This is a genomic window from Mesorhizobium sp. M1C.F.Ca.ET.210.01.1.1 (assembly GCF_004791585.1).
Classification (GTDB): domain Bacteria; phylum Pseudomonadota; class Alphaproteobacteria; order Rhizobiales; family Rhizobiaceae; genus Mesorhizobium.
Genome location: NZ_SRUU01000016.1, coordinates 1 through 26,976 on the forward strand (window position 1 = coordinate 1; position 26,976 = coordinate 26,976).

At 65.5% G+C, this 26,976-nt stretch carries 29 protein-coding genes; 15 read left to right on the forward strand and 14 right to left on the reverse strand.

Annotated elements, in window-relative coordinates; all coding sequences use genetic code 11:
• Nucleotides 1-189: 189 nt before the first annotated feature.
• Complete coding sequence (locus EN853_RS18625; RefSeq protein WP_127859648.1) at nucleotides 190-741, reverse strand: isochorismatase family protein; 552 nt, start codon at nucleotides 739-741, stop codon at nucleotides 190-192.
• 140 nt (nucleotides 742-881) lie between these two features.
• Between EN853_RS18625 and EN853_RS18630 the strand changes: the two genes are divergently transcribed.
• Nucleotides 882-1,292 (forward strand): hypothetical protein, encoded by a 411-nt coding sequence (locus tag EN853_RS18630; protein ID WP_127859649.1) that lies wholly within the window; start codon nucleotides 882-884, stop codon nucleotides 1,290-1,292.
• 34 nt (nucleotides 1,293-1,326) lie between these two features.
• Here EN853_RS18630 and EN853_RS18635 read toward each other — a convergent pair whose 3' ends face one another.
• On the reverse strand, nucleotides 1,327-2,235 hold the full coding sequence (locus EN853_RS18635) for a LysR family transcriptional regulator (RefSeq protein ID WP_127859650.1): 909 nt from the start codon (nucleotides 2,233-2,235) through the stop codon (nucleotides 1,327-1,329).
• 98 nt (nucleotides 2,236-2,333) lie between these two features.
• On the opposite strand from EN853_RS18635, the gene EN853_RS18640 reads away from it, so the two are divergent.
• The gene (locus EN853_RS18640; RefSeq protein WP_127859651.1) at nucleotides 2,334-3,539 is read left to right on the forward strand and encodes an MFS transporter; all 1,206 of its coding nucleotides are present in this window, start codon (nucleotides 2,334-2,336) and stop codon (nucleotides 3,537-3,539) included.
• 203 nt (nucleotides 3,540-3,742) lie between these two features.
• On the opposite strand, the gene EN853_RS18645 is transcribed toward EN853_RS18640, so the two are convergent.
• The 3 genes from EN853_RS18645 to EN853_RS18655 form a co-directional block, all read right to left on the reverse strand.
• On the reverse strand, nucleotides 3,743-5,761 hold the full coding sequence (locus tag EN853_RS18645) for an amidase (RefSeq protein WP_127859652.1): 2,019 nt from the start codon (nucleotides 5,759-5,761) through the stop codon (nucleotides 3,743-3,745).
• 134 nt (nucleotides 5,762-5,895) lie between these two features.
• Nucleotides 5,896-7,386 carry an SEL1-like repeat protein gene (locus tag EN853_RS18650; protein ID WP_127859653.1) on the reverse strand — a complete coding sequence of 497 codons (1,491 nt, stop codon included), beginning with the start codon at nucleotides 7,384-7,386 and terminating at the stop codon, nucleotides 5,896-5,898.
• An 82-nt stretch (nucleotides 7,387-7,468) separates the two neighbouring features.
• A complete protein-coding gene (locus EN853_RS18655) occupies nucleotides 7,469-9,019 on the reverse strand; it encodes a WD40 repeat domain-containing protein (RefSeq protein ID WP_127859654.1) in 1,551 nt (516 codons plus the stop codon).
• Between the two features lie 296 nt (nucleotides 9,020-9,315).
• On the opposite strand from EN853_RS18655, the gene EN853_RS35120 reads away from it, so the two are divergent.
• The 4 genes from EN853_RS35120 to EN853_RS18675 all read left to right on the forward strand — a co-directional run bounded on the left by EN853_RS35120 (nucleotide 9,316) and on the right by EN853_RS18675 (nucleotide 10,048).
• A complete protein-coding gene (locus tag EN853_RS35120; RefSeq protein ID WP_281061505.1) occupies nucleotides 9,316-9,444 on the forward strand; it encodes a hypothetical protein in 129 nt (42 codons plus the stop codon).
• A gap of 74 nt (nucleotides 9,445-9,518) precedes the next feature.
• Nucleotides 9,519-9,608, forward strand: coding sequence for a putative RiPP precursor (locus EN853_RS18665; protein ID WP_127859655.1), 90 nt, complete (start codon nucleotides 9,519-9,521; stop codon nucleotides 9,606-9,608).
• 106 nt (nucleotides 9,609-9,714) lie between these two features.
• Nucleotides 9,715-9,822, forward strand: coding sequence for a putative RiPP precursor (locus tag EN853_RS18670; RefSeq protein ID WP_127859656.1), 108 nt, complete (start codon nucleotides 9,715-9,717; stop codon nucleotides 9,820-9,822).
• A gap of 133 nt (nucleotides 9,823-9,955) precedes the next feature.
• Nucleotides 9,956-10,048, forward strand: a complete 93-nt coding sequence (locus tag EN853_RS18675) for a lasso RiPP family leader peptide-containing protein (protein ID WP_127859657.1) — start codon at nucleotides 9,956-9,958, stop codon at nucleotides 10,046-10,048.
• 79 nt (nucleotides 10,049-10,127) lie between these two features.
• On the opposite strand, the gene EN853_RS18680 is transcribed toward EN853_RS18675, so the two are convergent.
• The 5 genes from EN853_RS18680 to EN853_RS18700 form a co-directional block, all read right to left on the reverse strand.
• Complete coding sequence (locus EN853_RS18680) at nucleotides 10,128-11,309, reverse strand: hypothetical protein (protein WP_127859658.1); 1,182 nt, start codon at nucleotides 11,307-11,309, stop codon at nucleotides 10,128-10,130.
• 209 nt (nucleotides 11,310-11,518) lie between these two features.
• On the reverse strand, nucleotides 11,519-12,292 hold the full coding sequence (locus EN853_RS18685; protein WP_127859786.1) for an exodeoxyribonuclease III: 774 nt from the start codon (nucleotides 12,290-12,292) through the stop codon (nucleotides 11,519-11,521).
• 151 nt (nucleotides 12,293-12,443) lie between these two features.
• Nucleotides 12,444-13,646: a cell division protein ZapE gene (gene zapE, locus EN853_RS18690; protein ID WP_127859659.1), complete on the reverse strand. Its 1,203-nt coding sequence runs from the start codon at nucleotides 13,644-13,646 to the stop codon at nucleotides 12,444-12,446.
• Nucleotides 13,647-13,747: 101 nt separating this feature from the next.
• Nucleotides 13,748-14,287, reverse strand: coding sequence for a protease inhibitor Inh/omp19 family protein (locus EN853_RS18695; RefSeq protein ID WP_127859660.1), 540 nt, complete (start codon nucleotides 14,285-14,287; stop codon nucleotides 13,748-13,750).
• A 191-nt stretch (nucleotides 14,288-14,478) separates the two neighbouring features.
• The gene (locus EN853_RS18700) at nucleotides 14,479-14,892 is read right to left on the reverse strand and encodes a hypothetical protein (protein ID WP_127859661.1); all 414 of its coding nucleotides are present in this window, start codon (nucleotides 14,890-14,892) and stop codon (nucleotides 14,479-14,481) included.
• Nucleotides 14,893-15,055: 163 nt separating this feature from the next.
• Between EN853_RS18700 and EN853_RS18705 the strand changes: the two genes are divergently transcribed.
• From EN853_RS18705 to EN853_RS18740, 8 genes are all read left to right on the forward strand, one after another.
• Nucleotides 15,056-16,081, forward strand: coding sequence for an MBL fold metallo-hydrolase (locus EN853_RS18705; protein WP_127859662.1), 1,026 nt, complete (start codon nucleotides 15,056-15,058; stop codon nucleotides 16,079-16,081).
• Nucleotides 16,082-16,140: 59 nt separating this feature from the next.
• Nucleotides 16,141-16,302 carry a DUF1328 domain-containing protein gene (locus EN853_RS18710; protein WP_082296467.1) on the forward strand — a complete coding sequence of 54 codons (162 nt, stop codon included), beginning with the start codon at nucleotides 16,141-16,143 and terminating at the stop codon, nucleotides 16,300-16,302.
• A gap of 73 nt (nucleotides 16,303-16,375) precedes the next feature.
• Entirely contained in the window at nucleotides 16,376-17,260 is an 885-nt protein-coding gene (gene dapF, locus EN853_RS18715; RefSeq protein WP_127859663.1) for a diaminopimelate epimerase, read from the forward strand.
• The gene (mtaB, locus tag EN853_RS18720) at nucleotides 17,260-18,573 is read left to right on the forward strand and encodes a tRNA (N(6)-L-threonylcarbamoyladenosine(37)-C(2))-methylthiotransferase MtaB (protein ID WP_127859664.1); all 1,314 of its coding nucleotides are present in this window, start codon (nucleotides 17,260-17,262) and stop codon (nucleotides 18,571-18,573) included. The genes dapF and mtaB overlap by 1 nt, the downstream gene beginning before the upstream one ends.
• Nucleotides 18,574-18,586: 13 nt before the next feature.
• Nucleotides 18,587-20,437: a signal recognition particle-docking protein FtsY gene (gene ftsY, locus EN853_RS18725; protein ID WP_127859665.1), complete on the forward strand. Its 1,851-nt coding sequence runs from the start codon at nucleotides 18,587-18,589 to the stop codon at nucleotides 20,435-20,437.
• A 42-nt stretch (nucleotides 20,438-20,479) separates the two neighbouring features.
• Nucleotides 20,480-21,145: a septation protein A gene (locus EN853_RS18730; RefSeq protein ID WP_127859666.1), complete on the forward strand. Its 666-nt coding sequence runs from the start codon at nucleotides 20,480-20,482 to the stop codon at nucleotides 21,143-21,145.
• Between the two features lie 15 nt (nucleotides 21,146-21,160).
• Nucleotides 21,161-21,781 (forward strand): pyridoxamine 5'-phosphate oxidase family protein, encoded by a 621-nt coding sequence (locus tag EN853_RS18735; protein ID WP_127859667.1) that lies wholly within the window; start codon nucleotides 21,161-21,163, stop codon nucleotides 21,779-21,781.
• Nucleotides 21,782-21,814: 33 nt separating this feature from the next.
• Nucleotides 21,815-22,354, forward strand: a complete 540-nt coding sequence (locus EN853_RS18740) for an NADPH-dependent FMN reductase (protein ID WP_127859668.1) — start codon at nucleotides 21,815-21,817, stop codon at nucleotides 22,352-22,354.
• A gap of 99 nt (nucleotides 22,355-22,453) precedes the next feature.
• Here the strand turns inward: EN853_RS18740 and EN853_RS18745 are convergent, their stop codons facing one another.
• Nucleotides 22,454-23,371 (reverse strand): SMP-30/gluconolactonase/LRE family protein, encoded by a 918-nt coding sequence (locus tag EN853_RS18745; protein WP_127859669.1) that lies wholly within the window; start codon nucleotides 23,369-23,371, stop codon nucleotides 22,454-22,456.
• Between the two features lie 264 nt (nucleotides 23,372-23,635).
• On the opposite strand from EN853_RS18745, the gene EN853_RS34000 reads away from it, so the two are divergent.
• Nucleotides 23,636-23,803 carry a hypothetical protein gene (locus EN853_RS34000; protein ID WP_167524519.1) on the forward strand — a complete coding sequence of 56 codons (168 nt, stop codon included), beginning with the start codon at nucleotides 23,636-23,638 and terminating at the stop codon, nucleotides 23,801-23,803.
• Between the two features lie 227 nt (nucleotides 23,804-24,030).
• Here the strand turns inward: EN853_RS34000 and EN853_RS18750 are convergent, their stop codons facing one another.
• From EN853_RS18750 to EN853_RS18760, 3 genes are all read right to left on the reverse strand, one after another.
• The gene (locus tag EN853_RS18750; RefSeq protein WP_127859670.1) at nucleotides 24,031-24,672 is read right to left on the reverse strand and encodes an alpha/beta fold hydrolase; all 642 of its coding nucleotides are present in this window, start codon (nucleotides 24,670-24,672) and stop codon (nucleotides 24,031-24,033) included.
• 209 nt (nucleotides 24,673-24,881) lie between these two features.
• Nucleotides 24,882-26,000: a tetratricopeptide repeat protein gene (locus tag EN853_RS18755; protein ID WP_245517102.1), complete on the reverse strand. Its 1,119-nt coding sequence runs from the start codon at nucleotides 25,998-26,000 to the stop codon at nucleotides 24,882-24,884.
• Nucleotides 25,997-26,908: a Ku protein gene (locus EN853_RS18760; protein ID WP_127859671.1), complete on the reverse strand. Its 912-nt coding sequence runs from the start codon at nucleotides 26,906-26,908 to the stop codon at nucleotides 25,997-25,999. Before EN853_RS18760 ends, EN853_RS18755 begins: the two co-directional genes overlap by 4 nt.
• Nucleotides 26,909-26,976 lie beyond the last annotated feature (68 nt).

Consider the following 26,976-nt stretch of genomic DNA (forward strand, 5'->3'; position numbering starts at 1 on the left):
ACCGCATCGCCAAAAACATCCTTCAGGCCGCCGATGCTGACAAAGTCCCCATCAGCCACCGCATTAAGAAATGTGCCTGGAATGACGACTACCTCATCCAGGCGCTGACCCATATGCGATAGCCCTGCCCTCGTGGGGGAGATGTCCGGCAGGACAGAGGGGGGCGCGAAGGAATGCGGCGTTCGCGCCTCAGTCCTCAACCAACGCCGCCGTCGTCGTCATCCGTACGCCTTGCTCGGCGAAGGCCGCGTTGTAACGAGCGATGATGTCGGGTGCCTTTTCCTTGTCGCTATCCAGCGTCGAATGCGCGTCGGAAACCACGGTGACGCCGAGCCCTTCGGTAAAGGCGCCTTTGACCGTAGCGGCGACGCAGAAATCGGTCTGGGCGCCGATCAGCACGACGTCCTTGGCGCCCTGCCCCGCCACCCATTCGCCAAGGGCGGTGTTGGAAAAAGCGTTGCCGACGCTCTTGCCGAAGGTCGGCTCGCCGGCCGCCTGGCCGAGCTGCGGCCACACCGGCCAGCCGGAAGCACCCGGCGCCAGCGGATCGCCCGCCGGCCCGTCGTGGCGGATGAAGGCCACCTTGCGGCCGGTACGGCGCGCCCAGTCGATCAGTTTTCGAGCGCGCCCGGCGATTGTGTCGGCGTCATGGATCGGCGGATCGAAACGGCCGTCGAACATGCCGGTCTGCAGGTCGATGACGATGAGCGGAGCGGTGGCGGAGGGAGCGGTGTCTGGCATGGCGGCGAAGATAGCGGAGGCGGGGGACGGGTCAAGAACAAGACGCCGCCGGAAGCGCCATCCTCGAGTCAATAAACAATCCAGGGTTGAAATCTGGTGGCGTCGCAACTAATATCAACTGAGAGGTTGGGGCAACGACGATGAATGAACAATACACCGTATTCCTGATCGGAGGAGGCACGGGCGGAGATGAGCAAGCGACGTTTGAGCTTCGCGACGTAGGCGCAAGATGCGGGCTCACCTGCAAATACCGAGGAAAGGTCATCGAGGCTGAAGAGGACGACTACTTCGAAGCGCTGTTCCGGATTCGCCAGCAACTTGAAATCGATGGGTTGCTGCCCTTCTGCTACGGCGCTAGCGGCTATGTCTTTCCAGAGGGGACAGTGATCGAGATGAGTCGCGGACTGATTGCCTGCAAGGTGAAGATGGGGCAGCCACCGCAAAAGACCGATTTGGTCAATATTTTCGCCGACGGTCACGATGTGGCGCCCACCTTCCCTCGAATGCAGCAGAAATGTTGGGACGCGTGGCTCGCTTCGTTGCCGTCATGAGAGCAGTATCGTCAGGCGTCCCCCTGCCCCCGCCCTACGACATCAGCGGCATCGGTCCTTTCAGCGCCTCCGCCAACGCGTCGCGGAACACCGCGATCGGCCGCGCCAGCCTTCCGGCCGGCGGGCGGTGGAGCAGCCAGCAGCGCACCTGTGGCTTGAAGCCGGGGCAATCGACCACCTCGACCGCTTCGCGCCACGGGCTGCCTGACAGCGCGCCGGGGGTGACGACGCCGATGCCGTGGCCGCGCGCCACCAGCGACATGCGAAGATCGGCCCCCTGCGCCTCGACGCCGACGTGGAAAGGCAGCCGCGCCACCTCGAAGCGATGGCGGATGAAGGCGCGAAAGCCGCAGCCGGTCTCGTTGAGCACCCAGGAGTAGCGCGACAAATCCGTAAGCTCGGCCGGCTTCGGCACGCCGAGGCTTGGCGAGGCCACCAAAAGCACCGACTGCGCGCCGAGATCGTCACGGACGAGCTCCGGCGGCGGCGCGACACCGTCGGCGATGCAGACGGCGACCGCGTCGATCTCGCTGTGCAGCACCTGCTCCACCAGGCGCGGCGACAGGCTGGAGGTGATCTTCAGCGTCAGTTGCGGGAAGGCGGCGCGCAAGCTGTCGAGCGGATCCGACAGCGCGCTGGTCGAGAGGTAAGGCATGATGCCGAGGCGGAATTCCCCCTTCACCTCGCCGGCCGGCGAGACGCCGGCCTTCAGGTCTTCCAGCGAGCGCAGCACCCGGCGGCCGTGCTCATAGGCCTCCCTCCCGGAAGCGGTCGGCTTCAGCGGCTTCGACTGGTGGTCGAGCAAGGGCGTCGCCAGCCGCTCTTCCAGGTTCTGGATGCGGCGGGTGACGCCGGGCTGGGTGAGGTTCAGCCTTGCCGAGGCGCCAACGATGGAGCCGGTCTCGACGACGGCGACGAAGGCTTCGAGGTCGTGAATGTTCATGCGTAACTCGCATAATCATTATCAGATCAATTCAATTGTAGCATTATGATCGTTCGCAATAAAGTCCTCGCCGGATATGCGGACAGCGAGGATCATTCATGCACGGCAATGCGCAACTGGCCGACCGGCCAGCCGAAATCATCACCAGGCCGCAGACGCTGCTGTTCGCCGCCTCGGTCGGCATCATCGTCACCAACCTGTTCGCGCCGCAGACGCTGGTTGGGCTGATCGGTCCGTCGCTGGGCGCGGCGGCGTCCGAAAGTGGCCTCGTCTCGATGGCAACGCTGCTCGGCTATGCCGCCGGGCTGTTCTTCCTGGTGCCGCTGTCGGACCTCGTCGAGAACCGCGTGCTGGTGCTGCGCATGCTCGTCGCGGCGGCGCTCGCCGCCGCCGTGGCTGCCTTCGCGCCCTCCGCCGCCTCGTTGCTCGCCGTACTGTTCATGCTGGGGGCCGCCTGCTCCTGCATCCAGGTGCTGGTGCCGGTCGCGGCTTCCATGGCGCCGCCCGGACAGGACGGGCGCGTCATCGGCGACGTGATGAGCGGTCTGATGGCCGGCATCCTGCTTTCGCGGCCGCTCGCCAGCCTCGTCGCCGACGCCTTCGGCTGGCGGGCCTTCTACGCATTAAGCGCCGCGGCACTCGCGCTACTCGCCATCCTGCTCGGCCTCACGCTGCCGAGGCGGCGGCCGCTGGCGCATGCGAGCTACGCGGCGCTCATCGCCTCGTTGTTGGAGCTTTTGCGACAGGAGCCGGTTCTACGCCGCCGCGCCTTCACGGCAAGCCTGGCGATGGCCGCGTTCAGCGTGTTCTGGACGGCGGTCGCGCTCAGGCTCGCCGCGCCACCCTTCGAGCTTGGCCAGCCCGGCATCGCACTCTTCGCGCTGGTCGGCGCCGGGGGCGCCGCGGTGACGCCGCTGTTCGGCCGCGCCGGCGACCGTGGCTGGACACGGCCGGCGACGATGCTGTGCCATCTCGGCCTCATCGCGGCGCTCGGACTTGCCGCCTGGGCGGGCGGAGCGAATGCTGGCGACTCGTGGCTGCCGCTGGTGCTGATGGGCGCCAGCGCCGTGCTGCTCGACATCGGCGTCACCGGCGACCAGACGCTCGGCCGCCGCGCCGTCAACCTGCTGCAGCCGAAAGCGCGCGGCCGGATCAACGGGCTGTTCGTCGGGATCTTCTTCATCGGCGGGGCGGTTGGCTCGCTGCTGGCGGGGGTCGCGTGGGCGTGGGGCGGGTGGCCGACGGTATGCGCAGCGGGTGCGATGTTCGGGGTGATAGCGCTGGCGGCGGATTGGATGGGATAGCGCGACCTCCCCTTCTCCCCTTGCGGGAGAAGGTGGATCGGCGCGCAGCACCGAGACGGATGAGGGGTGCTGGAAGGAATGAGGCGCGAAAACACCGAGCGAAACTAAGCGCTTAGTTCTTTAAAACAGCGATCCGGCCAACCCCCCTCATCCGTCCGAGCTTCGCTCGGCCACCTTCTCCCACAAGGGGAGAAGGAGGGGCGCTACTCAATCCCGCCCGTCACAAGATACGCCCCGGCACAGCGCCCATCTGGCAGCCGCACGATGGCCGTGACGATCGAGCCATACGCACCGCGCCAGACGCTGTGGAAGCCTTGATGCGTCGAGGCCGGCACGACGACCCGCGCGGTGTGGCGATTGCCGTCCGCCAGCATGATGACCGGCTCGCCGTTGACGTGGACTTTGAGGATAGCCGCTTGTGGGTCGCCGCCCACCTCGAGCTCCAGCGCAATCGCGATCTCGTCGGTGTCGCCGGCGTGGATCGTCTCGGCGCTCAGCGTCAGCGCAAGCGGCGCATCGCCAGGCTTGCCCGGCCCCCTGCCCTCCGCAAACACATCGTCCGCCAGCGCCGGCGTGCGCGGCGGAACGGTGCGGCGCTTTGTGGTGCGCTCGTAGTCGCCGGCCATCGTCAGCAGTGCGACATCATCATAGGCCTTACCGGCGAAGGTGAGCCCCACCGGCATGCCGATATCGGCCATGGTGCCCATCGGCACGGTCACCGTCGGGATGCCGAGATGACGCCAGACGAGATTGCCATTGGCGACCCAGGTGCCGTTGCGCCAAGCGAGATCGGCGGAGGCTTCGTTGACGTCGGCATCGGCGGGGCCGACATCGGCCACCGCCGGCAGCACCACGGCGTCGAGCCCTCGGGCGTCCAGCCAATCCTCGAAATCCACGGGGCGCGTTGTCTCCAGCCCCTCGAGGCCGGCTTCCATCGTCGGGATGCGCTCGAATGGCGTCACGCCCTGCTTCGCCCGCTCGACATACTTCGCGAGATCAAAACCGTCGTCGCCATAGCGGTCGGGCAGCGCGCCCGGCGGTTGCGGGAAGATCTTTGGGCCGTCGACCGAGGCCAGATCGGGCAACGCCGGGTCGGCGTTGGCGCGCAAAAAATCGTCCCAGGACCAGATCGAAAGGTCCCAGATCTCTCGGCTTGCAAACTCCTGCGGCACCAGCCCGCGATCGACCATCGACAGAGCGCCCGGCCGGTCGCGCTCGTAGTTGGAGACGACGGGGAAATCGACCTCGACCACCTCGGCGCCGAGCGCTTCCAGGTCGCGCGCCGCCTGCCGCCAGAGATCGAGCACCGAGGCGCGGGTCTCGATCGGTCGATCGGCGCCTTCATCCTTGCCGATATACATCTTCGGCACGCCGAGCCGCTTGCCCCTAAGCGAACCCTCCAGCGCCAGCCCGGTGTAGCTCGGCGGCCTGAGCGCGGAAGCCTTCGGGATCGAAACCCATGGCTGCACGCGCCAGAAATCGCCGCGCGTCTCTTCATCGTCGGCGACGATCACGTCGAGCAGTTCCAGCATGTCGGGGATGGTGCGCGTGTGCGGCACCACCACATCCATGGTCGGCACCAGCGGCCAGTTGCCACGCACTGAGATCACACCGCGCGAGGGCGTGTAGGCGGCGAGCGCGTTGTTGGAAGCCGGCGCGCGGCCGGACGACCAGGTCTCCTCGCCGAGCCCGAAGGCGGCGAAGGAAGCGGCCGTCGCCGTGCCCGAGCCGTTCGACGAGCCGGAGCCGAAGGCGGCGGTGAGAAAGTCCTTGTTGTAAGGGCTCTCGGCGCGGCCATAGACGCCGCGCTGCATGCCGCCATTGGCCATGGGCGGCATGTTGGTGAGGCCGATCAGCACCGCGCCCGCGGCGCGCAGCCGGGCGATGGTGAAGGCGTCGTCGGTAGCGGTGAGACGCTCGAACGCGGGCGAGCCGGCGGCGACCGTCAGGCCTTTCACCTTGTAGCTGTCCTTGGCGGTGTAAGGGATGCCGTCGAGCGGCCCAAGCGCCTTGCCCTCGCGGCGGCGCCGGTCGGAGGTAGCCGCTTCCTCGAACATCCTGGGATTGAGGATGGGCACGGCGTTGAGCGCGACGCCGTGGCGGTCGTAATGGGCGATGCGCCGCAGATACGTGGCGGTAAGCTCGACGCTGGTGACGGTGCCGTCCTCAAGCGCGCTGCGCAGATCGGCGATCGAGGCTTCTACGAGGTGGAGGGTGGGCATGATTGGCCTTCGCATTGCTATGGCCGCGGCGATCGAAAGTCTCGCTCCGGCACCCCCCCTCTGCCCCACTGGGCATCTCGCCCGCAAGGGGGAGATTGGCTGGACGCCGCCTTTCGCCAATCACGGCGACAGGCTCACAGCGTCTTGCTGTCGAGCAGGCCGTTTTGTTTCATGAGCTCGATATAGGTCTTGGCTTGGGCGTTGCCGTGTTCCGCCGCCTTCAAGAACCATTTGGCCGCTTCCGGGTAATTCGGCGTGCCGTCAATTCCGAAATAGTAGAGCGTGCCAAGGCCGAACTCGGCATCGACGCTGCCAGTCTTGGCCGCCGCCAACCACCAGAACTCCGCGGCCTTGCCGTCCCTGGCTGTACCTCTGCCATTGGCGTAGGCATAGGCGGCGCCCAACTGACCTCGAACATCGCCCTGTCCAGCGGCCTTTTTCCACCATAGCAGCGCGTCTGCGTCACTTTTAGCTAGGCCGATACCTTTTGAATAAGCAACGCCAAGATTCGACTGCGCGCGGGCATCGCCCTGATTGGCAGCCTTCAGCCACCACTGCGCTGCAGTGGCATCATTTTTGGTCACGCCAAGGCCTTGCGAATAGACGTTGCCGAGGTTTGACTGAGCGCCGGCGTCGCCCTGATTGGCTGCCTTGAGCCACCAGGATGCCGCTTCTTCGTCGTTCCTGGCCACACCTTTGCCCGTCGCATAAGCATAGGCCACCGCCGATTGCGCCTGGGAAACACCGCTGGTCGCCGACTTTGTCCACCATTGAACCGCCAGCCGCTCGTCCTGCGCCAGCCCGTCACCCTCATGGTAGAGATTGCCGAGCATATATTGGCCGTTCGCATTCCCCTGATCCGAGGCCTTGCGAGCCCATACCGCGGCGAGTTGGCTGTCCTTCTCGAGACCCAAACCGAACTTGTAGGCCTTGCTGAGAACATAGGCGGCTTCCGGATGCCCCTTGTCAGCCGCCCTGCGGGTCCACATCACCCCCATCTTGTCGTCTTTTTTGACACCCAGGCCGTTAAAGTAAACCTGACCGAGGCTGTACGCGGCCTCCACGCTTCCCGCGTCGAGCGCCTTGCGCCACCAATAGAGTGCCTGCTCATCGCTCTTGGTCAGTCCCTGACCCAGCGAATAGAAGACGCCAAGCTGATACTCGCCATTTGCATTGTTCTTATCAGCCGCCTTGCGCGCCAGGCTGACGGCGAGATCATTGTCCTTTTTAACGCCCCTGCCCAGCGAATAGGCTTGGCTGAGCGCGGCTTCGGCCTCCGCATTGCCGCCGTCGGCGGACTTGCGCCACCAATGGACCGCCTGCTCGTCGTTTTGTGCCGTTCCTTCGCCGCGCCAGTACATCCCGCCGAGATAACCTTGTGCGTCCAGGTTGCCCATGTTCGCCAGCACTGTCAGCTGACGAAACTCCCCGGCGTAATCCTTGGCGAGATACGCCGCCTGTATTTTCTTCGATAGCGACCACTGCTGGTAGTAATTCAGGACCGGCCCAAACAGCAGGAAACCGGCCAGCACCACCAAGGCAAGGCACAGGGCTGGCCCGGGACGCGGCTTGCGCGGACTATAGGTTGCCGTTTGTGACTTAGGCGGCCATTCGAAATCGCTCAAGATTACCAACCCACTTGAAAATCAACAGCAATCAATAACGCAAGACTGTCTGTTCTATAATATCCGCGGCGCGGATGTCACGCTATTCCGGCGCGCCCGCGAACAGCACCACCCCATCCCCTCCACCCGCCGGCCAGTCGCGGATGGTGCGGTCGATGCCGCCGGTGAGCAGCGTGCCGTCGGCGGCAAACGCCACCGAGTAGATCGGGCCGGTGCCGGGGTCGAACTCGGCGATCTCGGCGCCGGTGTTCATGTTCCAGATCCGCGCGGTGCCGTCGAGCGAGACGGAGCCCAGCCGCTTGCCGTCGGAAGACAGCGCCAAAGCGTAGACGGTGTCAGAGTGGCCGTCGAAGCGGCGCACCTCCGTGAAGCTGTCGAGGTCCCAGAGCTTGATCGTGTAGTCGCCGCTGCCGGTCACCGCGTGGCGGCCATCGGCGGTGAAGAGCGCGCCATAGGCGCCGCGGTCGTGGCCGTGCCAGCTGCGCAGCAGCTTGCCCGAAACGATGTCCCAGAGCTTCAGTTCGCCGTCGATGCTGCCTGAGATGGCGCGCGTGCCGTCGGGCGAGACGGCGACGGCGCTGACCGGCCAGCCGTACCCGGTCGACACATGCAGCGCGGCGCCTCTCTCGATATTCCAGACGATGACCTTGCCGGTACTGTCATGCGCGCTGACGGCGCGCTTGCCGTCAGGGGAGATCGCCAGCTTGTTGACGCCGCCGTTCAGAGCCGACGAAAAGACGTGCAGCACCGCGCCGTCGGACAATTGGCGCAAGACGATCTCGCCGTCGTCGCCGGCAGTCAGGGCGGTCTTGCCGTCCGGCATGAAGAGCGCGGTGCGCGCCATGTCCTTGTGGACGCCGAGGTCGCGGATCAGCCTTTGGCCGTCAAGGTCCCAGAGCTTGATGACGCGGTCGGTGCTGGCGCTAATAATCTCGCGGCCGTCGGCCGATACCGCCAGCCAGACGACGGCGTCGCGGTGGCCTTCAGGCGCGGTCGGCAGCGCCGGGGGTGCGAGCTGTGGCGGTGCAACCGTCTCGGGCGGCGTGTCTGGCGCCAAGGCGGTCTGCTCGGCTGGCGGCGCCGAAGGCTGCGCCGGAGCGGCAGGCTCAGCCGGCTCCACCGGCTGCGAGGGTTGTGCGGGCGCGGCCACGAGCTCGGCGGGCGGCTTCGCCGCTATTTCCTGCGCCGGCGAGACCGGCTTGGCCGCCTCGGGCGCGGGAGCCATTGGGTCCGGCGCCGGGACGGACGGTTCGGCTGGAGCGGCGGCGACATCCCTGGCCGCCGGCTCGCGTGCCGGCCCATGCCGCGGACCGAACTGGTCGGCGACGATCGCGAGCAGGGCGAGCAGCGGCACGGCAAGCGCGATGCGGCGGAGCCTGGGACGTCCGGCCGGCACGACCCTGGCGTCGCGGCCGAACAGCGGGACCGCCGGGTCATGCCTGGCCGCCGCCGGCAGCAGGCCTGTGAGGAACAAAAGCCCGGCGAGAATCGATAGCATGCCTGCGGCGCCGAAGATCCCGGCGCCCGTCGTGGCGGCGGGCTTGCCGCCCAGCGCCAGATAGAGCTTGGCGAAGCAGGCCACGCCGACGACGAGCATCGCCAGCGCCAGCAGCCTGTCGGTCGATCTGTTCATCTAGCCCCCGTCCCTTTCCGCCCGGCGGCGGAAGGCGCATCGGCCCATCCTAGCCGAGCTTCCTTGCCAGGCTAAGTGCAAGACATCACACGAGGAAAGATAAAATCTGCATGCCTGCTTCAATCCGGCTGGCGGCCGGATTTCGACTTTATTCAGCCAGCGGACCAATATCCCCTTGCCCAAGCCCGCGGCGTCGATGTCTTTCGCGCCATAAGTGCCGGCCGCGTGAGCAGAAAGCCACACTCCCCAAGAATAAAAAGCTCAACCACCCGCGTTAGTTGACAGGAAACGCCCTTATGACATTATCCGGCGGGGATTTTCAGGAGAGCATTGGCGTGAAGAAGATTTACGAGAAGCCGGTCCTTGTCCGCAAAGGCAAGCTTTCGACGGTCACGGCGGTTGCTTCAACGCCTATCCCGGGTTGATCCCAAAGCTGATCCACTGGGCCCTGTCGCCTGGCGTCAGTGGACAGATTGACCTTTCAAAGGGGAATCCATTCATGAAAAAAATTTACGAAAAACCGACTTTCGTTCGTAAAGGGAAGCTCTCGACCATCGTGGCGACCGCTTCGACTCCGCTGCCGCAGTGATCGAGCAGCCGGATCGGCTCGATCCGGTTTTGACTTTTGTTGTGAGGCCGACAACACGGTTGCTTATCGTGATATCGGCCTGAAAGGCTGAAGGGGGAATTCAGTCATGAAGAAGACCTATGAGAAGCCGGCCTTGGTCAAGAAGGACAGGCTGTCGGCGGTGACGGCTGTCACCAATGGCGGTTCCGTTATCATCCTCCCGCCACCGAGCTGATCGGGACAGTTAGAACCGTCTGGCGGCAGTGCCGGTCAAGACTGGTCTATGGTTTTTGAGAACTGGTGAAACGGCCTATATCGTCAGGCTGGTCGGCAGTTCGTCTCGATTTCACGAATACGGGGAACGTGCCATGAAGAAAACCTATGAGAAGCCGACCCTGGTCAAGACGGGTAGGCTTTCGGCGGTCACGGCCAACGGCGGCGGCTCCCTCGTCACGATCTGAGCGCGCAGGCGCGTGGCATTCAGGCAAGGCGCTTTAGGCTTTGCTTGACACATGTGGTTCCCAAAGCCGTCGACATCCATCAAGGCGCCAGCACCAGATCGTCGAGCACCATCTGCCAATGGTGTTTCGTCGACAGGCGCACACGCGTCACCGCCTTCAGCATCGGGGCGTAGTGAACCGGCGCCAGCGCCGACAACGTGATCTCGTCGCGCGCGACCAGTTCGTCGCCCAGCCAGCTTTCGACCAGCGCGGTCTCCCCCTCTGAACCCCGCCAGGCGGCGGTCAGCATCACCGAATGGAAGCCGAAGGGCTTGGCACGGCCGAACTCGGCCTGATGGCCGCTGCTGGTATAGGCGATGTAGGCGCCCGAGACGTTGCCGTTGACATAGCCCTCGCTGTTCTTGGTGTGGTCGCGCGACATGGCGTTGAGATTGTACCAGTCGAGCCCGGCATGGCCCGACGGGATCTTGCACAGGCCGCGCGTGGTGACATCGTCGAAGCCGATGGTGACGAGCACCGCATCGGGCTCAAGCGCCCCCTGCGCAAGCAGGCCGAGCTCGGCCGGATAGGCCGTGAGCGCGAGGCGGCGGTCAAGCCCGCCGCCGGCAACGACGACCTCGTCGGCTTCCTCGGCCAGAGGAAAGCGGAAGGCCGCGCCGAGCGCGTGACTTTCGAGCACCTGCCCCTTGCCCATGACCGACAGCCTTGCCGCGGCCGCGGCCGGCACCCTGCCGCTCACCATGCGTCGAGGCGTGAGGCCGACCGGCCTTGGCAGGCCCTCCCCGGCCAGGCCCACGAGCGAGCCCGACGCCTCCACAATGCGCACAAGCTGGTTCTCGTTGGCGCCGCTGGCGCGCCAGCCGGGCGGCACGGAAACCGAAAACCTGTAGGTTCCGGGCGCGCGGATCGCCGCCCGCCGACGCCTCAACGCCATTGTGAAATTGGCAAAGCCGGCAGGATTGGTCCGCGCCGAGGCGAGGAAGCGGCCATACTCGTCGAACAGCCGCACCGCGATGCCGGCCATCGCGCGATCGGTCAGACCATAGGTTCCGTCGCCGTCGACATCCATGAAGACGAAGGACGAGAAATTGAGCTTGCCGGATGTCGGACCCCAAGCGGTGCGGGGCGCATAGTCGCCGGCCGGATCGGCGCTGCCGCGCGCCCGGCGGCGCTTGCGCCGCCGGCGCAGCGCGAGTGCGATGAGGGCAACGGCGCCGGCCACGACGAGGGCGGAGATGAACAGGACGAGGGCGTCAGCCATGGCGATTGCAAGATGGCTGGACAAAAATGTGCAAGATGAAATGCATGAAGTCTGTAATCCCCCTTCAAAGTCCTGCAAAAGCTAATGTGAGAGGTCGTTGCTGCACAGCCACTACTTGCCAGATGCTGGCATCGAACGTGGAGACGCCGGCAGGACAAAGGGGGGCGCGAAGGATCGCCAAGTTCGGAATTTCTTCGAGCACGCCCCCCTTACCCTACCTCCACCCACACCGGCGCGTGGTCGCTGGGATTGTCCCCTCCCCGCACATCGCGGTCGATGCCCGCCCCTTTCAACTTCCGCGCCAGCTTCTTCGACAACAGGATATGGTCGAGCCTGAGACCCGCGTCGCGCGGCCAGCGGTTCCGGCGGTAGTCCCAGAAGGTGTAGAGCTTCTCCTCCTTCGGAAAGACTTTTCGCAGCACATCGGTCCAGCCCTGCTCGATCAGCGCCGCAAAGGCGGCGCGGCTCTCAGGCTGCACCAGCGCGTTGTCGTCATAGGAGCGGGTTCGGTAGATGTCGCGCGGCTCGGGCACGATGTTGTAATCGCCGGCCAGCACCACCGGCAGGCCGGTGTCGAGAAGCGCGCCGGCATGTGCCGCAAAACGCTCGTGCCAGGCGAGCTTGTAGTCGAATTTCGGCCCCGGCTGCGGATTGCCGTTCGGCGCATAGAGGCAGGCAATGACGACGCCGTCGACCGCCGCCTCGATGTAGCGCGCCTGGCGGTCGGCGTCGTCGCCGGGCAGCGCCTCGCGGGTGAGCACAGGCTCGGCGCCGCGCGCGAGTATGGCGACGCCGTTCCAGGTCGGCTCGCCCTTCCACACCGCGCCATAGCCGACCTTGGCGAGCCTGGTCAGCGGAAACTGCGTGTCGCGCGCCTTCAGCTCCTGCAGGCAGACGACATCGGGCTTTGCGCGCGCCAGCCAGGCGAGCAGGTTTTCCAGCCGGCTGTTGATGTTGTTGATGTTGAAGGTGGCGATCTTCATGCGGGAGTAGCCGGCACGCCCTTTGCTTCGACCCTGGAGCATGTCTCCCGAAAGCGGTTCGGCACAAAGACATGCGCAAAATCAAAACCTAAAGCGCATGGAGCGAATCCGAAAGATCGCGACGCGCTTCACGATGACGAAGGTGGGGACGCTATCCCTGCGCCTGCCGCGCCTCCACCGGCGCCGCCTCGACTTTTCGCCGTTCCGCCCAGGCTTCCAGCCAGTCGTGACTCTGCATTTCGACCAGCCGCGAGGCGGTGCGCTCGAACTCGAACACTTCCGTACCGCGCTTGGCGGTATAGAGCCCTTCAGGCTGCGCCGCGGCGCTCATCACCAGCCGCATGCGGTGGTCGTAGAGCGTGTCGATCAGAAGGATGAAGCGCTTGGCCTCGTTGCGCCTGCCTTCGCCGAGCACCGGCACATGGTCGATGAAGATGGTCGAGAAGCGGTTGGCGAGCGCCAGGTAATCGCGCGCGCCGAGCGGCTTTTCGCAGAGATCGGCGAACGAGAAACGCGCCGCATCGCCGGCCGCGCGCGGCACGACGAGCTGGCGCCCTTTCAGCGTCAAGACCGCCGCCTCGGTCGGCCTGCCATCGGCAATCGCCTCCCAGGCTTCGTCGAGCGCGCGGTCGGCCGCCGTGTCGGCCGGCGTGACATAGACCGGCAGGCGGTTGAGCTTTTCCTGCCGGTAGTCCTTCTCGGCGTCGAGCGTCATCACGTGGGCATTGCGTTCGAGCAGGCCGATGAAAGGCAGGAAGAGCTGCCGGTTCAGTCCGTCGCGATAAAGCTCTTGCGGGGCGACGTTGGATGTGGCGACCAGGACGACGCCGTTGGCAAACAGCGCCGAGAACAGCCGCGACAGGATCATCGCATCGGCAATGTCGGTGACCGAAAACTCGTCGAAGCACAGCACCCAGGCTTCGTCAGCAAGAGCCCGCGCCACGGGCGGAATCGGATCGTCGTCCTTGACTTCGCCGTTCTTGCGCGCCGCCCGGTGCTTCTGGATCCGGTCCTGCACGTCGGCCATGAAATCGTTGAAATGGACGCGGCGCTTGCGCCTGACCGGCAAGAGCTCGAAGAACATGTCCATCAGCATGGTCTTGCCGCGCCCGACGCCGCCATGGACGTAGAGGCCCTTGACCGCCTCGCGCGGCTTTTTGCTGCGCGCGAACAGCCAGCCCAGCGCGCTGGATTTCTGCGCCAGCCTTTTTGCCGAGATCTCGTCGGTCAGGCGGTCGAGTGCGGCGACGACGCGCTCCTGCGCCGGGTCGCGCTCGACCCCGCCGGTTTCCACCAGATGGTCGTAGCGCTGCCTGACGGTCGCATGGGTCTGGAGGCCGTCACGCAGATGCATAGGTCACGTCGTTTGCTTTGAGCAGGATGCTCTAAGGAGGGCCCAGGGTGCGCTGAGATTCAGGTCAGGCTGGCATCACCTGAATATCAGCATACCCAGCCTTACCTTGTAAGCGAGATCGGCTGGCCGTTGGAAGTCTGGCCGTCGAACTTTTCGCCGCCCGACGAATAGAGCTTGGCCAACGCACCGCCGTTCTCGTCGTAGAGGGTGAGCTGCTTGCCGGCGACGTTCCACGATTTGATGCCGTCGATCGGGGTCGGGCAGTGCAGCGGACCGGCGCGATAGCCGGCGCCGAACTTGGTCTGCGGCGTCGCCACCTTGCAGCTCTGGCCGGAAACGTTGACGTTCCAGACACCGGCGACGCTGGCCGCGGTCAGGTCGGCGGCGCCGGCCGGCGCCGAGCCGTCCGGCGGCAGCGAGGCAACCTGCGCGTTCTTCGGCGCGTTCGGGAATTGCGATGGGTCGGTGGAGCCCGGAGCGGCCGGCGGCGGCAGCTGATTCTGCGTCACCGTGCCGGAAGGCGCCGGCGTGAGCGGTGCCGGCTGCTGGTCGTCCATCGACGAGAAGCGCGAGGTCGAGCAGCCGCTCGCAACGAGCGCGGCCAGCGATACGGCCAAAAGGCCAGTCTTCGAAAAAGTCATTCCAACCTCCGTCGGATCCGGTGGGGGCGCCGTCCGCGTAAAAACACCTGCTTCACCAAGATGGCGAAGGTGGCAGAATTTCAACCCGATATGGTTAAAATAGGGTTTTCGGAGCCGGTGTTGCAAATTTATCGCAAACCGTCTCTGCAGCCGGGCCGGGTCGGGAAGCTGGACCGTAACCCCTTGAAATCTCAGGCTTGCAGCCGCGCGCTGGGCACGAAGACATAACCGTCCGGACCGACAATGTAGCATTCGCGCAGGCCATGCGGCTTGTCGATCGAGCCGGCAAGCACAATGTGGCCCAAAGCCGCCGCCCTTTTTTCCACCGCATCGGGATCGGCGCCATAAAGGCGCAGTTCGATGCCCGCCCCGCGCGTTTCGGCGCCTGCGATGACGCCGCTCATCGCGTTGTCGAGATAGGAATGGTCGGCATGCAGCATGAAGATCGAGCCCAGCAGCTCGATTGCCGCGAAATCCTCGTCCGCGTAGATGATCTGGGCATCAAGCACGTCGCGGCAGAACGCCACCATCCCCGCCATGTCTGTCACAAGCAGGTTGACGCCCAGCCCGTGCGGCAGGGAGCGGCCGAAATCCTCGGCCTTCATCCATGGTGTCCCGGTTCGTTTTTTCAATCGACCACCCTCACTGCACCGACAGGCGATCCTAACCGAAGCGATCCCGTGCCCCTTGGCATTCGCCAGCAAAATGCTTGCGCCAAGCGGCTGCGTCCTTATCTCAGGAGAAGCGATCGAGCGGGCAGGAGTAACGATGGCCGCAAGAAAGAAGCCAGCCAACCGCTATTACAGCGGCCCGCCCAGCGACCATTTCGACGGCACCCTCTTTTTCAATCCCGACGGCAAGCCGCCGGGGCGCTTCGCCGATCTTCTTAGATGGCAATTGGGCGGCGGGCGCTCGAAATGGCCGGCGGCCTGGCCAAGTCCCTATCCGCAAGCGAAGCCGGAGCAGCGGATCGAAGGCACAGCACTTCGGCTGACCATGGTCGGCCATGCCTCGCTGCTCATCCAGACCGCCGCGCTGAACATCCTGACCGATCCGGTCTGGTCGGAACGCGCCTCGCCCCTCGCCTTCGCCGGGCCGAAGCGGATCAATCCGCCTGGCATTGCCTTCCGCGACCTGCCGGCGATCGACCTGGTTCTGCTCAGCCACAACCACTACGACCATCTCGACCTCATCACGCTCAAGCGGTTGAAGGATAGCCACGACCCGCTGGTGCTCACGCCGCTCGGCAACGACGCCATCATCGGCGCCGCGGTACCCGGCATGCGAATGTCGGCACATGACTGGGGCGACAGGATCGAAGTCGGCAACGGCGCGGTCATTCATGTCGAGCCGACGCATCACTGGTCGGCGCGCGCCGCGCGCGACCGCCGCATGGCGCTGTGGGCAGGCTTCGTGATCGAGGCGCCCGGCGGCAAGGTCTATTTCGCCGGCGACACAGGCTTCCACGGCGGCGCAAACTACCGGCTGATGGCGCAAAAGCACGGCGGCTTCCGGCTGGCCATCCTGCCGATCGGCGCCTACGAGCCGCGCTGGTTCATGGCGCCGCAGCACCAGAACCCCGAAGAGGCGGTGCAAGGCATGACACTGTGCAACGCCGCCCATGCAGCCGGCTGCCATTGGGGCACATTTCAGCTTACCGACGAGCCGATCGAGGAGCCGGCCCAGAGGCTGGCCGAAGCGTTGGAGACACAAGGCGTCCCGGAGGCGCGGTTCCGCGCCATGCGTCCCGGCGAGGTCTGGGACCTTCCAGAATCCGGCGCCGAATCCGGCTAAGGAACCCAGCCTCCCGAATTGCGTTGGTTCCACAACGCAATTCGGCCAGGAGCCTTCTCATGATCAAGTGGATCATCATCCTTCTGATCGTCGCCGCGGCCGCAAGCCTGCTCGGCATGCCGGCGCTGGCCGGCGCCGCCGCCCTGGGCGCGCGCATCCTGATCGGCATCGTGCTCATCATCTTCCTGCTGATCGTGCTCGGCGTCTTCGCGGTAACGTAGAACCCTCGCCACACTGGTAATTCCCGCCCGTTTCCGCCATATAGCGCCAAACGGAACTGGAACGACCGGTTAGATGGCAGGCACTGCCCCCTTCGCCAAGATGAACGGCATCGGCAACGAGATCATCGTTGCCGACATGCGCGGCCGTGCCGACAAGGTGACGCCGGAGGCGGCGATCGCCCTCAACGCCGATGCCGCGACCAAGTTCGACCAGATCATGGCGATCCATGATGCGCGCACATCAGGCACCGCCTATTACGTCGACATATTGAATTCCGACGGCACCGGCGCGCAGGCCTGCGGCAACGGCATGCGCTGCGTCGTGCAGGCCCTGGCCGCCGAGACCGGGCAAAAGATCTTCACCTTCGAAACCCGCGCCGGCATCCTCAACGCAAAGGAGCATGCCGACGGCACGATCTCGGTCGACATGGGCAAGCCGCGCTTCGGCTGGCAGGAGATCCCGCTTGCCGAGGAGTTCCGCGACACCCGCATGATCGAACTGCAGATCGGCCCGATCGACGCGCCGGTACTGCATTCGCCTTCGGTCGTCTCGATGGGCAACCCGCACGCCATCTTCTGGGTCGATCGCGACGTCTGGTCCTACGAGCTCGACCGCTTCGGCCCGCTGCTCGAGAACCATCCGATCTTCCCCGAGCGCGCCAACATCACCATCGCCCAGGTGACGTCGCCGCAGACGATGATCATCCGCACTTGGGAGCGCGGCGCCGGCCTCACCAAGGCCTGCGGCTCGGCCGCATGCGCTGCCGTGGTGGCCGCCGCCCGCACCAAGCGCACCGGCCGCAGCGTCTCGCTGCTCACGCCGGGCGGCGGCGAGCTCAATGTCGAGTGGCGCGACGACGATCACGTCATCCTGACGGGTGCCGCCGAATGGGAATTTTCCGGCAGCTTCGATCCCTCGACCGGCGCCTGGGCCCGCGACACCGAAAGCGCCGCCTGATGTCCGCCGTTCAAAAAGGCCCCGTTTCCACGGGCATCGACGTCGTCACGTTCGGCTGCCGCCTCAACACCTATGAATCGGAAGTGATGCGCCGCGAGGCCGAGAGCGCCGGGCTCGGCGCGCTGAAGGGCGGCGCCGTCATCTTCAACACCTGCGCCGTCACCGCCGAAGCGGTGCGCCAGGCCAAGCAGGCGATCCGCAAGGCGCGCCGCGAGAATCCTGAAGCGCGCATCATCGTCACCGGCTGCGCCGCGCAGACCGAGCCGCAGAAGTTCGCAGCCATGGACGAGGTCGACCTCGTGCTCGGCAACGAGGAGAAGCTGAAGGCGAACTCCTATCGCGCGCTGCCCGATTTCGGCGTCAACGACACCGAGAAGGCGCGCGTCAACGACATCTTCTCGGTGCGCGAGACCGCGAGCCACATGGTCGACGCCATCGAAGGCCGGGCGCGCGCCTTCGTGCAGGTGCAGAACGGTTGTGACCATCGCTGCACCTTCTGCATCATCCCCTTTGGCCGCGGCAATTCGCGCTCGGTGCCGATGGGCGCCGTGGTCGAGCAGATCAAGCGCCTCGCCGGCAACGGCTATGCCGAGATCGTGCTCTCCGGCGTCGACATGACCAGTTTCGGCGCCGACCTGCCGGGCAGCCCGAGGCTGGGCAAGCTGGTGAAGACCATCCTGCGCCAGGTGCCCGACGTGAAGCGGCTCAGGCTTTCCTCGATCGATTCCATCGAGGCCGACGACGACTTGCTCGAGGCCATCGCCACCGAAGCCAGGCTGATGCCGCATCTGCATCTGTCGCTGCAGTCCGGCGACGACATGATCCTGAAGCGCATGAAGCGCCGGCATCTGCGCGACCAGTCGATCCGCTTCTGCGAGGACGTGCGCAAGCTGCGTCCTGCAATCGTCTTCGGCGCCGACATCATCGCCGGCTTCCCGACCGAGACCGAGGCGATGTTCGAGAATTCGGAAAGGATCGTCGAGGAATGCGGCCTGACGCATCTGCACGTCTTTCCGTTCAGCCCGCGCGAAGGCACGCCCGCCGCGCGCATGCCGCAGGTGCGCCGCGAGGTGGTCAAGCAGCGCGCCGCCAGGCTGCGCGCCGCCGGCGAGGCCGCCTATCGCCGTCATCTGGCGTCCCTTGCCGGCACGCCGCAATCGATCCTTATCGAGCGCGACGGGCTCGGCCGCACCGAAGGTTTCACGCTGGCCGCGATTGCCGCCGGCCGGCCGGGCGAGATCGTCGAGGCCGTCATCACCGGCCATGACAGCGCCCGCCTGATCGCGGCACCGCTCGCCGCCCAAGCCGCCTGAGACTGCGAGACGCATGGCTGGTTTCTTCAAGAAGATATTTTCGTTCGGCAAGAAAGAGGTCGTCGAGGAGCGCGTCGACGAGACAGCACCGCTGCCGCCGATCAAATGGGATGCGCTGGAGGCGCTGAAGCCGGAAGCCGAGCAGGCTCCCCACCCTCCCCTCGATGGGGAGGGTCGCCACGAAGTGGCGGGGCGGGGTGACAGCGCCGACGCTGGCGCCAGTCACCCTCACCCCCGAGCTGAACTCGGGACCTCCCCCATCGAGGGGGAGGTACAAGTCGCACCCACGCCCGAGGAGCCGAAGCCCGAGCCTGCTCCGGCCATTCCGCCGGCGCCGGAGCCGGTCGTTCCGGCCGAACCGGAACCGTTGCCGGAGCCTGAACCGGAAGAAGAACCTCAGCCCGCGCCGGAGACGCCAGAGCCGCCGGCGCCGGAGGTGGTGCCGATACCGCCTGTCCAGCCGGGGCCAGAGCCGGCGCCTGAGCCGGAACCGCAGGAAGTGCCGCCACCGGCACCGGCAGAACCGGAGATCGAGCCGTCGCGTCCCGAGCGACAACCGGAACCGGCGCCGGTCGAGGTGCCGATGCCGCCCAGCGAGGTTCCGGCCGAGAAGCCGCTGCCCGAAATCCCGCCTGCCGAAGCTTTGCCCCCCATTCGCCAGCCTGCGCCCATCGAGCCGCAGCCTCTACGCGCCGAGATCGCGCCGGAAGTCGAAGCCGCGCCAATGCCCCACCCTCCCCTCGATGGGGAGGGTCGACGCGAAGCGGCGGGGCGGGGTGGCAGCGCCGGCGCCAGTCACCCCCGAGCCGCGCTCGGGACCTCCCCCATCGAGGGGGAGGTAGAGGCGCCATCTCAACCAAAGCCCGCACCGTCAGCCGGCAAGGTGACGGTCGCCAAAAAGGTCGAGCAGAAGGCCGAGCCGCAAAAAGCGGCGGAGCCGGCGCCGCGGCGCTCCTGGTTCCAGCGCATGCGCGACGGGCTTGCCCGATCCTCGCGCGAGCTCACCGGCAACATCGCCGGCGTCTTCACCAAGCGCAAGCTGGACGAGGACACGCTGCAGGACCTGGAGGACGTGCTGATCCGCGCCGACCTCGGCCTGGAGACGGCGTTGCGCGTCACCGACGCACTGGCCTCCAGCCGCTACGGCAAGGACGTTTCGGACACGGAAGTCCGCGCCGTCATGGCGGCGGAAGTCGAGAAGGTGCTGACCCCGGTAGCCCTGCCGCTGGAGCTCGACCTCAGCCACAAGCCGCATGTCATCCTGGTCGTCGGCGTCAACGGCACGGGCAAGACCACTACCATCGGCAAGCTGGCGGCCAAGCTGACCGAAGGCGGCCTCTCGGTGATGCTGGCGGCTGGTGACACGTTCCGCGCCGCCGCGATCGAGCAGCTCAAGATCTGGGGCGAGCGCACCAAGTCGCCGGTCATCGCCTCGAAGCTCGGCGCCGATGCCGCCGGTCTTGCCTATGACGCCTTCGAGAAGGCGAAGGAGGCCGGCTCCGACGTGCTGATCATCGACACCGCCGGCCGGCTGCAGAACAAGGCCGAGCTGATGGCGGAGCTGGAAAAGATCGTGCGCGTGCTCGGCAAGCTCGACCCGGAAGCCCCGCACACCGTGCTGCAGACCGTCGACGCCACCACCGGCCAGAATGCGCTGAGCCAGGTCGAGATCTTCCGCAACGTCGCCGGCGTCAACGGCCTGGTGATGACCAAGCTGGACGGCACGGCGCGCGGCGGTATTCTGGTGGCGATCGCGGCCAAGCACCGGTTGCCGGTCTATTTCATCGGCGTCGGCGAGCAGGTCGACGACCTCGAACCCTTCTCGGCCAGCGAATTCGCCAGGGCGATCGCCGGCGTGGCTTGAACGATCCCAAAAGCGCCGACTTTCGGGACAACAAGGAAATTCATGAACATCCTCGAACGCGACCCGTCCGACCCGCAGAAACAGAAGAAGGAAGGCGTCAACCCGCTGCTCAAGCTGCTGCTGGAGCTCGGACCGCTGCTGGTCTTCTTCTTCGCCAATGCGCGCAGCGAGTGGCTGGTGCAGAAATTTCCGGCGCTTGGCGAGCTCGGCGGCCCGATCTTCGTCGCAACCGGCCTGTTCATGGCTGCCACGGCGATCGCGCTCATCGCCTCCTGGCTGCTCACCCGCACCCTGCCGATCATGCCGCTGGTGTCGGGCGTCGTCGTCTTTATCTTCGGCGCGCTGACGCTCTATCTGCAGGACGACATCTTCATCAAGATGAAGCCGACCATCGTCAACACGCTGTTCGGCGGCATCTTGCTCGGCGGCCTGTTCTTCGGCAGGTCGCTGCTCGGCTATGTCTTCGATTCCGCCTTCAGCCTCGACGCCGAAGGCTGGCGCAAGCTCACCTTCCGCTGGGGCGTGTTCTTCCTGTTCCTGGCCCTCGTCAACGAGGTGGTCTGGCGGAATTTTTCGACCGATGCCTGGGTTACCTTCAAGGTCTGGGGCATCATGCCGATCACGCTGCTCTTCACCTTCAGCCAGATGCCGCTGATCATGCGCCACTCGCTGGAGGAAAAGGCCAAGGAAGAGAACGCGGGTAAATAACACGGAGACGGGGGCATGGAATTCCTCACCACGCGCGCCGAGCTGAGGACGATCTACAAGACGCCCCGCCCCACCGACGGCTCGATCCGCAAGGAGCTGAAGGCGCTCGACGGCCACTGCCGCTCCTTCATCGGCAAGAGCCCCTTCGTGCTGATCGGCTCCTCCGACGGCGCCGGCAATGCCGATGTGACGCCGAAGGGCGACAAGCCCGGCTTCACCGCCATCCTCGACAACAGCACAATCGCCATCCCCGACCGTCCCGGCAACAACCGTCTGGACACGCTGGAGAACATCGTCCGCAATCCATCGGTGGGGCTGCTCTTCATCATTCCCGGCATGAACGAGACGCTGCGCGTCAATGGTGACGCCCGCATCACCATCGATCCAGGTCTGCGCGAGCGCCTGGCCGTCGACGGCAAGGAGCCGCAAAGCGTCATCGTGGTGACGGTGAAGGCCGCCTACATGCATTGCGCCAAGGCCTTCATGCGTTCCGATCTGTGGAAGCCCGAGACCTGGTACGACCGCGCGAGCCTGCCGACGCTCGGCCAGATCATCCGCGACCAGTTGGCGCTCTCGGAGAGCGCCGGCGAGATCGACCGCGAGCTGGACGACGATTACCGGCAGACCATGTGGTAGATTTCCCGGGCACGATTCGCCGAGCTGCCGTCCTTGCTGAACCTCCTCGCCATCTCCGGCAGCCTGCGCGCCGCCTCGACCAATTCGGCCCTTGTCACGGCTTTAGCCGCCAACGCGCCCGCGGACTGCCGCGTCACCGTCTATGACGGGCTTGGCCGGCTGCCGATCTTCAACCCGGACGACGAGGGCGAGGCAACGCCGCCGGAAGCGGCGCGCCTGATCGACGTCGTCACCCGCGCCGACGGCGTCATCGTCTCCTGTCCCGAATATGCGCATGGCGTGCCCGGCGGGCTGAAGAACGCGCTCGACTGGCTGGTGTCGCGCGACGCCGCCGTCGGCAAGCCGGCGATGCAGGTGCACGCCTCTGCGCGCTCGCTCTATGCGCGCGCGGCACTTGCCGAGATCATGCGCACCATGTCGTTCGCGTTCTACGAAGAGGCCGCGCTTGAGATCGCGCTGCTCGGCAAGAAGCCGCCGGAGATCGAGGCGATCCTGGCGAAGGCCGAGAACCGGCTGGCGATGCGCGAGGCGGTGCAGAGCTTCGCCGGCTTCATCCGGGCTCACGATGAGTAGCAGCGAACCACATCTTCGTCATTCCAGGTAATTGTGGAGACTTCGACTAACCTCGCAAGATGTCGAAACTGTCTCAGTTCTTCGACAGCGCTAACAGCCTCAATAGGTCTTCGCCCCATTCACCATCAGCCGCACCATGTAGAGCGAGGTGGTGCCGGCGATATAGAGGCAGTTGCGCTTGATGCCGCCGAACACGCAATTGGCGGTCACCTCCGGCACCTTGACCTTGCCGATCAGCGTGCCGTCCGGATCGTAGCAGTGGATGCCGTCGGCCGCGCTTGTCCAGATGCGCCCTGCATCGTCGAGCCGGAAGCCGTCGAACAGGCCGGCAGTGCAGTCGGCGAAGACCTTGCCGCCCGAGACCTTCTTGCCGCCCTTGCCGACATTGAACACGCGTATATGCGCAGGGTTCTGGGCGCCGTGCGTGCGGCCGGTATCGGCGACATAGAGAAGGCTTTCGTCGGGCGAGAAGGCAAGCCCGTTCGGCCTGACCATGTCGGTGATGACGGCCTCGATATCGCCTGTGCCCGGGTCGACGCGATATACGTAGCAGGCGCCGATTTCGCTCTCGGCCTTGTCGCCCTCATAGTCGCTGTCGATGCCGTAGGCCGGATCGGTGAACCAGATCGAGCCGTCGGAACGGACCACGACGTCGTTGGGCGAGTTGAGCCGCTTGCCGCGCCATTTGTCGGCGATGGTGGTGACCGAGCCATCATGCTCGGTGCGGCTGACGCGGCGGCCCGAATGCTCGCAGGTGACCAGCCGGCCCTGCCGGTCGACAGTGTTTCCGTTGGAATTGCCCGACGGCTGGCGGAAGACGCTGACGCTGCCGTCGGTCTCGTCATAGCGCAACATGCGGTTGTTGGGGATGTCCGACCACACGACATAGCGGCCGGCGGCGAACCAGGCCGGACCTTCCGCCCACCGGCATCCGGTGAAAAGCTTGTCCACCTGCGCGTTGCCGACGAACAGGCGCGCGAAGCGCGGATCGAGAACTTCGTAGTCGGCGGCCGCCATGCTTTTCCTCCCGGCACGATGTGACGCGCGGATCAAGCCAGCCGATGGCAAAGAAGGCAAGGCCAATGATGGAAGCTTCACCGCATCTTGAGGCTCTGGGGCAGCCGTGGCGATCCTGCTTGGACTGGGCGGGCGGGTAACGGCAGGTTAACCGGCTATGCGCTGGCTGCAATGGTGCATTGCAACATCTTCCTTTTGCGACGCACCATTCCTATGTCATGCTCACAATCGATGAGGGAGGAACAGTTAAGAAGGAACCTCGTCATGATCTTCGACAACATCGTCTCCCGCGCTCGCACCAACATCGCCAAGCGCCGCCAGTACAACCGGCTCGTCGCCGAAGTCGAGAACCTGTCGAGCCGCGATCTCGCCGATCTGCGCGCCGACCGCTCGGAAATGCTCTACCAGATCCACAGGCAGATCTACGGCTAAGCTGCGCCGCGTTCGCCCTCGGGCTTGACCCTAAAGCGCGTCGCGCTGAACAGAGACGCGCTTCAAGTCTTTGCTTCGATGCATGCCGCGCTCCCAAAACCGCCGAGCAGTTTTGGACGACATGCATCAAAGCGCGTCGCGATCGTTCAGATTCGCGCTGCGCTTAGGTCTTTGATCTTACGCATGTCTTTGTCCCGAAACCGGTTCCCGCTTTCGGGAGACATGCTTTAGGATGACGAAGCCAGCCTGGCTTTTATCGTCTCCGCCACCGTCTGCAGGTGATCGGCCGTCGAAAAGCCCGACACCGCCTTGCGCGGCTTCAGATCGTGGTCGCCGTCCTCCAGCCAGACCACGTCTATTGCCGCGGACAGGCCGTAGGTCGCGACCTCGTCCCTGGTGCCGAACTCGTCGCGCGTGCCCTGGAAGATCAGCGTCGGCGTCTTGAGGCCGGCGAGATGCTTCGTCCTCAATTGCTCCGGCTTTCCCGGCGGATGGAACGGATAGCCCAGGCAGACCAGCCCGGCGATCTCGCCTTTTTCAAACATCTCGTCCGCGACCATGGAGGCGACGCGTCCGCCCATCGACTTGCCGCCGATGATCAGCTTGCCGGTCACGCCCTTGGCGCGAAGATCGGCGATCGCCTTGATGTATTCCGGGTTCACCGTCTCGGCGCGCGGCGGCGGCTTGCGGTGGCCGTAGCGGCGCGCCGCCATGTAGTGGAACTCGAAGCGCGCGACCTGGAAGCCGGCCGCGGCGAGAGCCTTGGCGGTGGCGGTCATCGAGGGCGAGTCCATCGCGGCCCCGGCGCCATGGGCGAGCAGGATGGTGACGGGAGCGGTGTCGAAGCCGTCGAAGAGGAAGTGGGTCATGGGTGCTCCAATCTCCCCTTCTCCCCTTGTGGGAGAAGGTGGCCGAGCGAAGCTCGGTCGGATGAGGGGTGTTCCAGCTTGGCGGCCACGTTCATCGATATCCTGGCAAGCGACAAGATTACCGGCGTCTCATTCCTTCCAACACCCCTCATCCGTCTCGGCGCTGCGCGCCGATCCACCTTCTCCCGCAAGGGGAGAAGGAGAGGCGCTCACCCCGCCGTGCGCGCCATATGCAGATCCACGAACTGGATCCCCTTCTGCGCCAACCTTGCCCATTCGGACTCCGCGTCGAGCTCAAGATACCGCGCCCAGAGCCCACGCGCCTCGGCAAGATTGCCGGCATCGAATTCCAGCCGGGCGAGGTTGAACACCGGGTCGGCATAGGCCTTGTCGAGCGCGATTGCCTTCTGCAGGTGCCTTCGCGCCGAGGCAACCTTGCCTTCGTCGCTCATCAGGCCGGCGAGGTTGAACCAGGCTTCGACAAAGCCCGGATCGAGTTTTATCGCGCGGGCATAGTCGTGCGCCGCTTCCGCCACACGGCCGGCACCGCGCAGGCAGTTGGCGCGGTTGAAGGCGGCTATGGCGTCGCCCGGGTCGATCGCCAGGCAGCGCTGGTAAAGCGCTGCCGCATCGTCGTGGCGCCCCTCCTCTTCCGCGGCTTCGGCCTCGGCGAACAATTCCTCCAGCGTGTCGTCTTCCGATGATCCGAGATCGAACAGCAATTGGCCATCGAGCTCGCTCGTGCCGTCGTCGAGATAGATCGCGTCCGGGCGGCCGTGCTGGGAGCCGAGGTTGAGCGACTTGGCGGTGAGCGAGGCGACCGGGCCGGAGCGGTGCACCGAGCGCGCGATCGCGCCCCAGCTGGCGCCGCTGGCGATCAGGCCGGCATATTTCCTGGCCAGGATCAGGTCGCGGAAGGAATAGGGCTCAGCGTCATGCTCGAAGGCGTCGAACAGCGACAGCAGGTCGAGATCGTCGCCGGCCAGGCGCGACTGGTCGATGAGCGACTGCCGGGAGAGCGACGATGCCTCCGGCGCCTTCATCAGGCCGAGCAGGCGCAAGAAGCCGTTCTCGCTGGTGAGCGTGCGCCCGGCCTCGCGCTCGGCTTTCACGCGGCGCTCGATCTCGGCATCGCCGGTCCGGCTGGTCGCGGCTTTCGCCAGCAAGGCGCGGCCGAACACGACATGGGTAGTGCGCCGCGTGACGCCGCGCCTCAGCTCGGCATGGCGGCGCTCGACCTCGCGCGCCGCGAGCCTGAGCGGAAAGGCGGCCAGCGCGCCGACGACGCCGAGGACGGCGCCGGGAACGATCACCGGCCCTCCGGTCACTTCTTGCTCTTGCCGACGGCCTTCAGCAGGTTCGCCTTCAGCGGGTTCTCAGGCGCGCCGCCGCCGGCGGCCGCCTTCTTGGCGGGTTTTGCCGGCGCTTCCTCGGCCTTGCTCTTCGACTTGGCGGGCGGCTTGGCTTGCTGCGACAGGCTCGCCTTCAGCGCATCCATCAGGTTGATGACGTTGCCGCGCTCGGGTGCGGCCGCGATGATCGGCTTGTGGCCTTTCAGCTTCTCGCGGATCATCGCCATCAGCGCCACTTCGTAGCGATCCTCATAATTCTTCGGATCGAAGTGGGTTTCCTTCTGCTTGATCAGCGCCTGGGCAAGCTCCAGCATTTCCGGGTCCGGCTTGCCGGCCGGGATGTTGCCGAAATATTCAGCCGTGCCACGCACTTCGTTGGGATTCCTCAACGTGCAGACGAACATGCCGTTCTCGCGCGCGCCGATTGTCACCACGCGCTCGCGGCTGGAAAGCACCAGGCGCGCGATAGCGAGCTTGCCGGATTTGCGCATGGCCTCGCGCAGCACCGCGAAGGTCTCCTCCGCCATGGCGCCGTCGGGGGCAAGGTAATAGGGCGAATCCTGGTAGATGACATCGACCTCGCCCTCGTCGACGAAGGCCTCGATGTTCATCGTGTGGTTGGATTCGATCCTCACCGCGTCGAGGTCGGCGTCATCGATGATGATGTACTGCTTGTCCTCGTATTCGTAGCCGCGCACCAGATCCGAACGCTCGACCAACCCGAGCTCGGGATCGACCGGCTTCATGTTGATGCGGTTGTGGGTCTTCTTGTGCAGCTGGTTGAACGAGATGCGCTCGCTCGCGCTGGTGGCCGGATAGAGCCGGACCGGACAGCTGACGAGGCTGAGCTTGAGGTAACCTTTCCAACTTGCCCTGGGCGCCATGATGAACTCCTACGCGGCCATGCACTGACACTATGTTGGAGCATGGTCTTGTCCAAAACCCGGTTCCC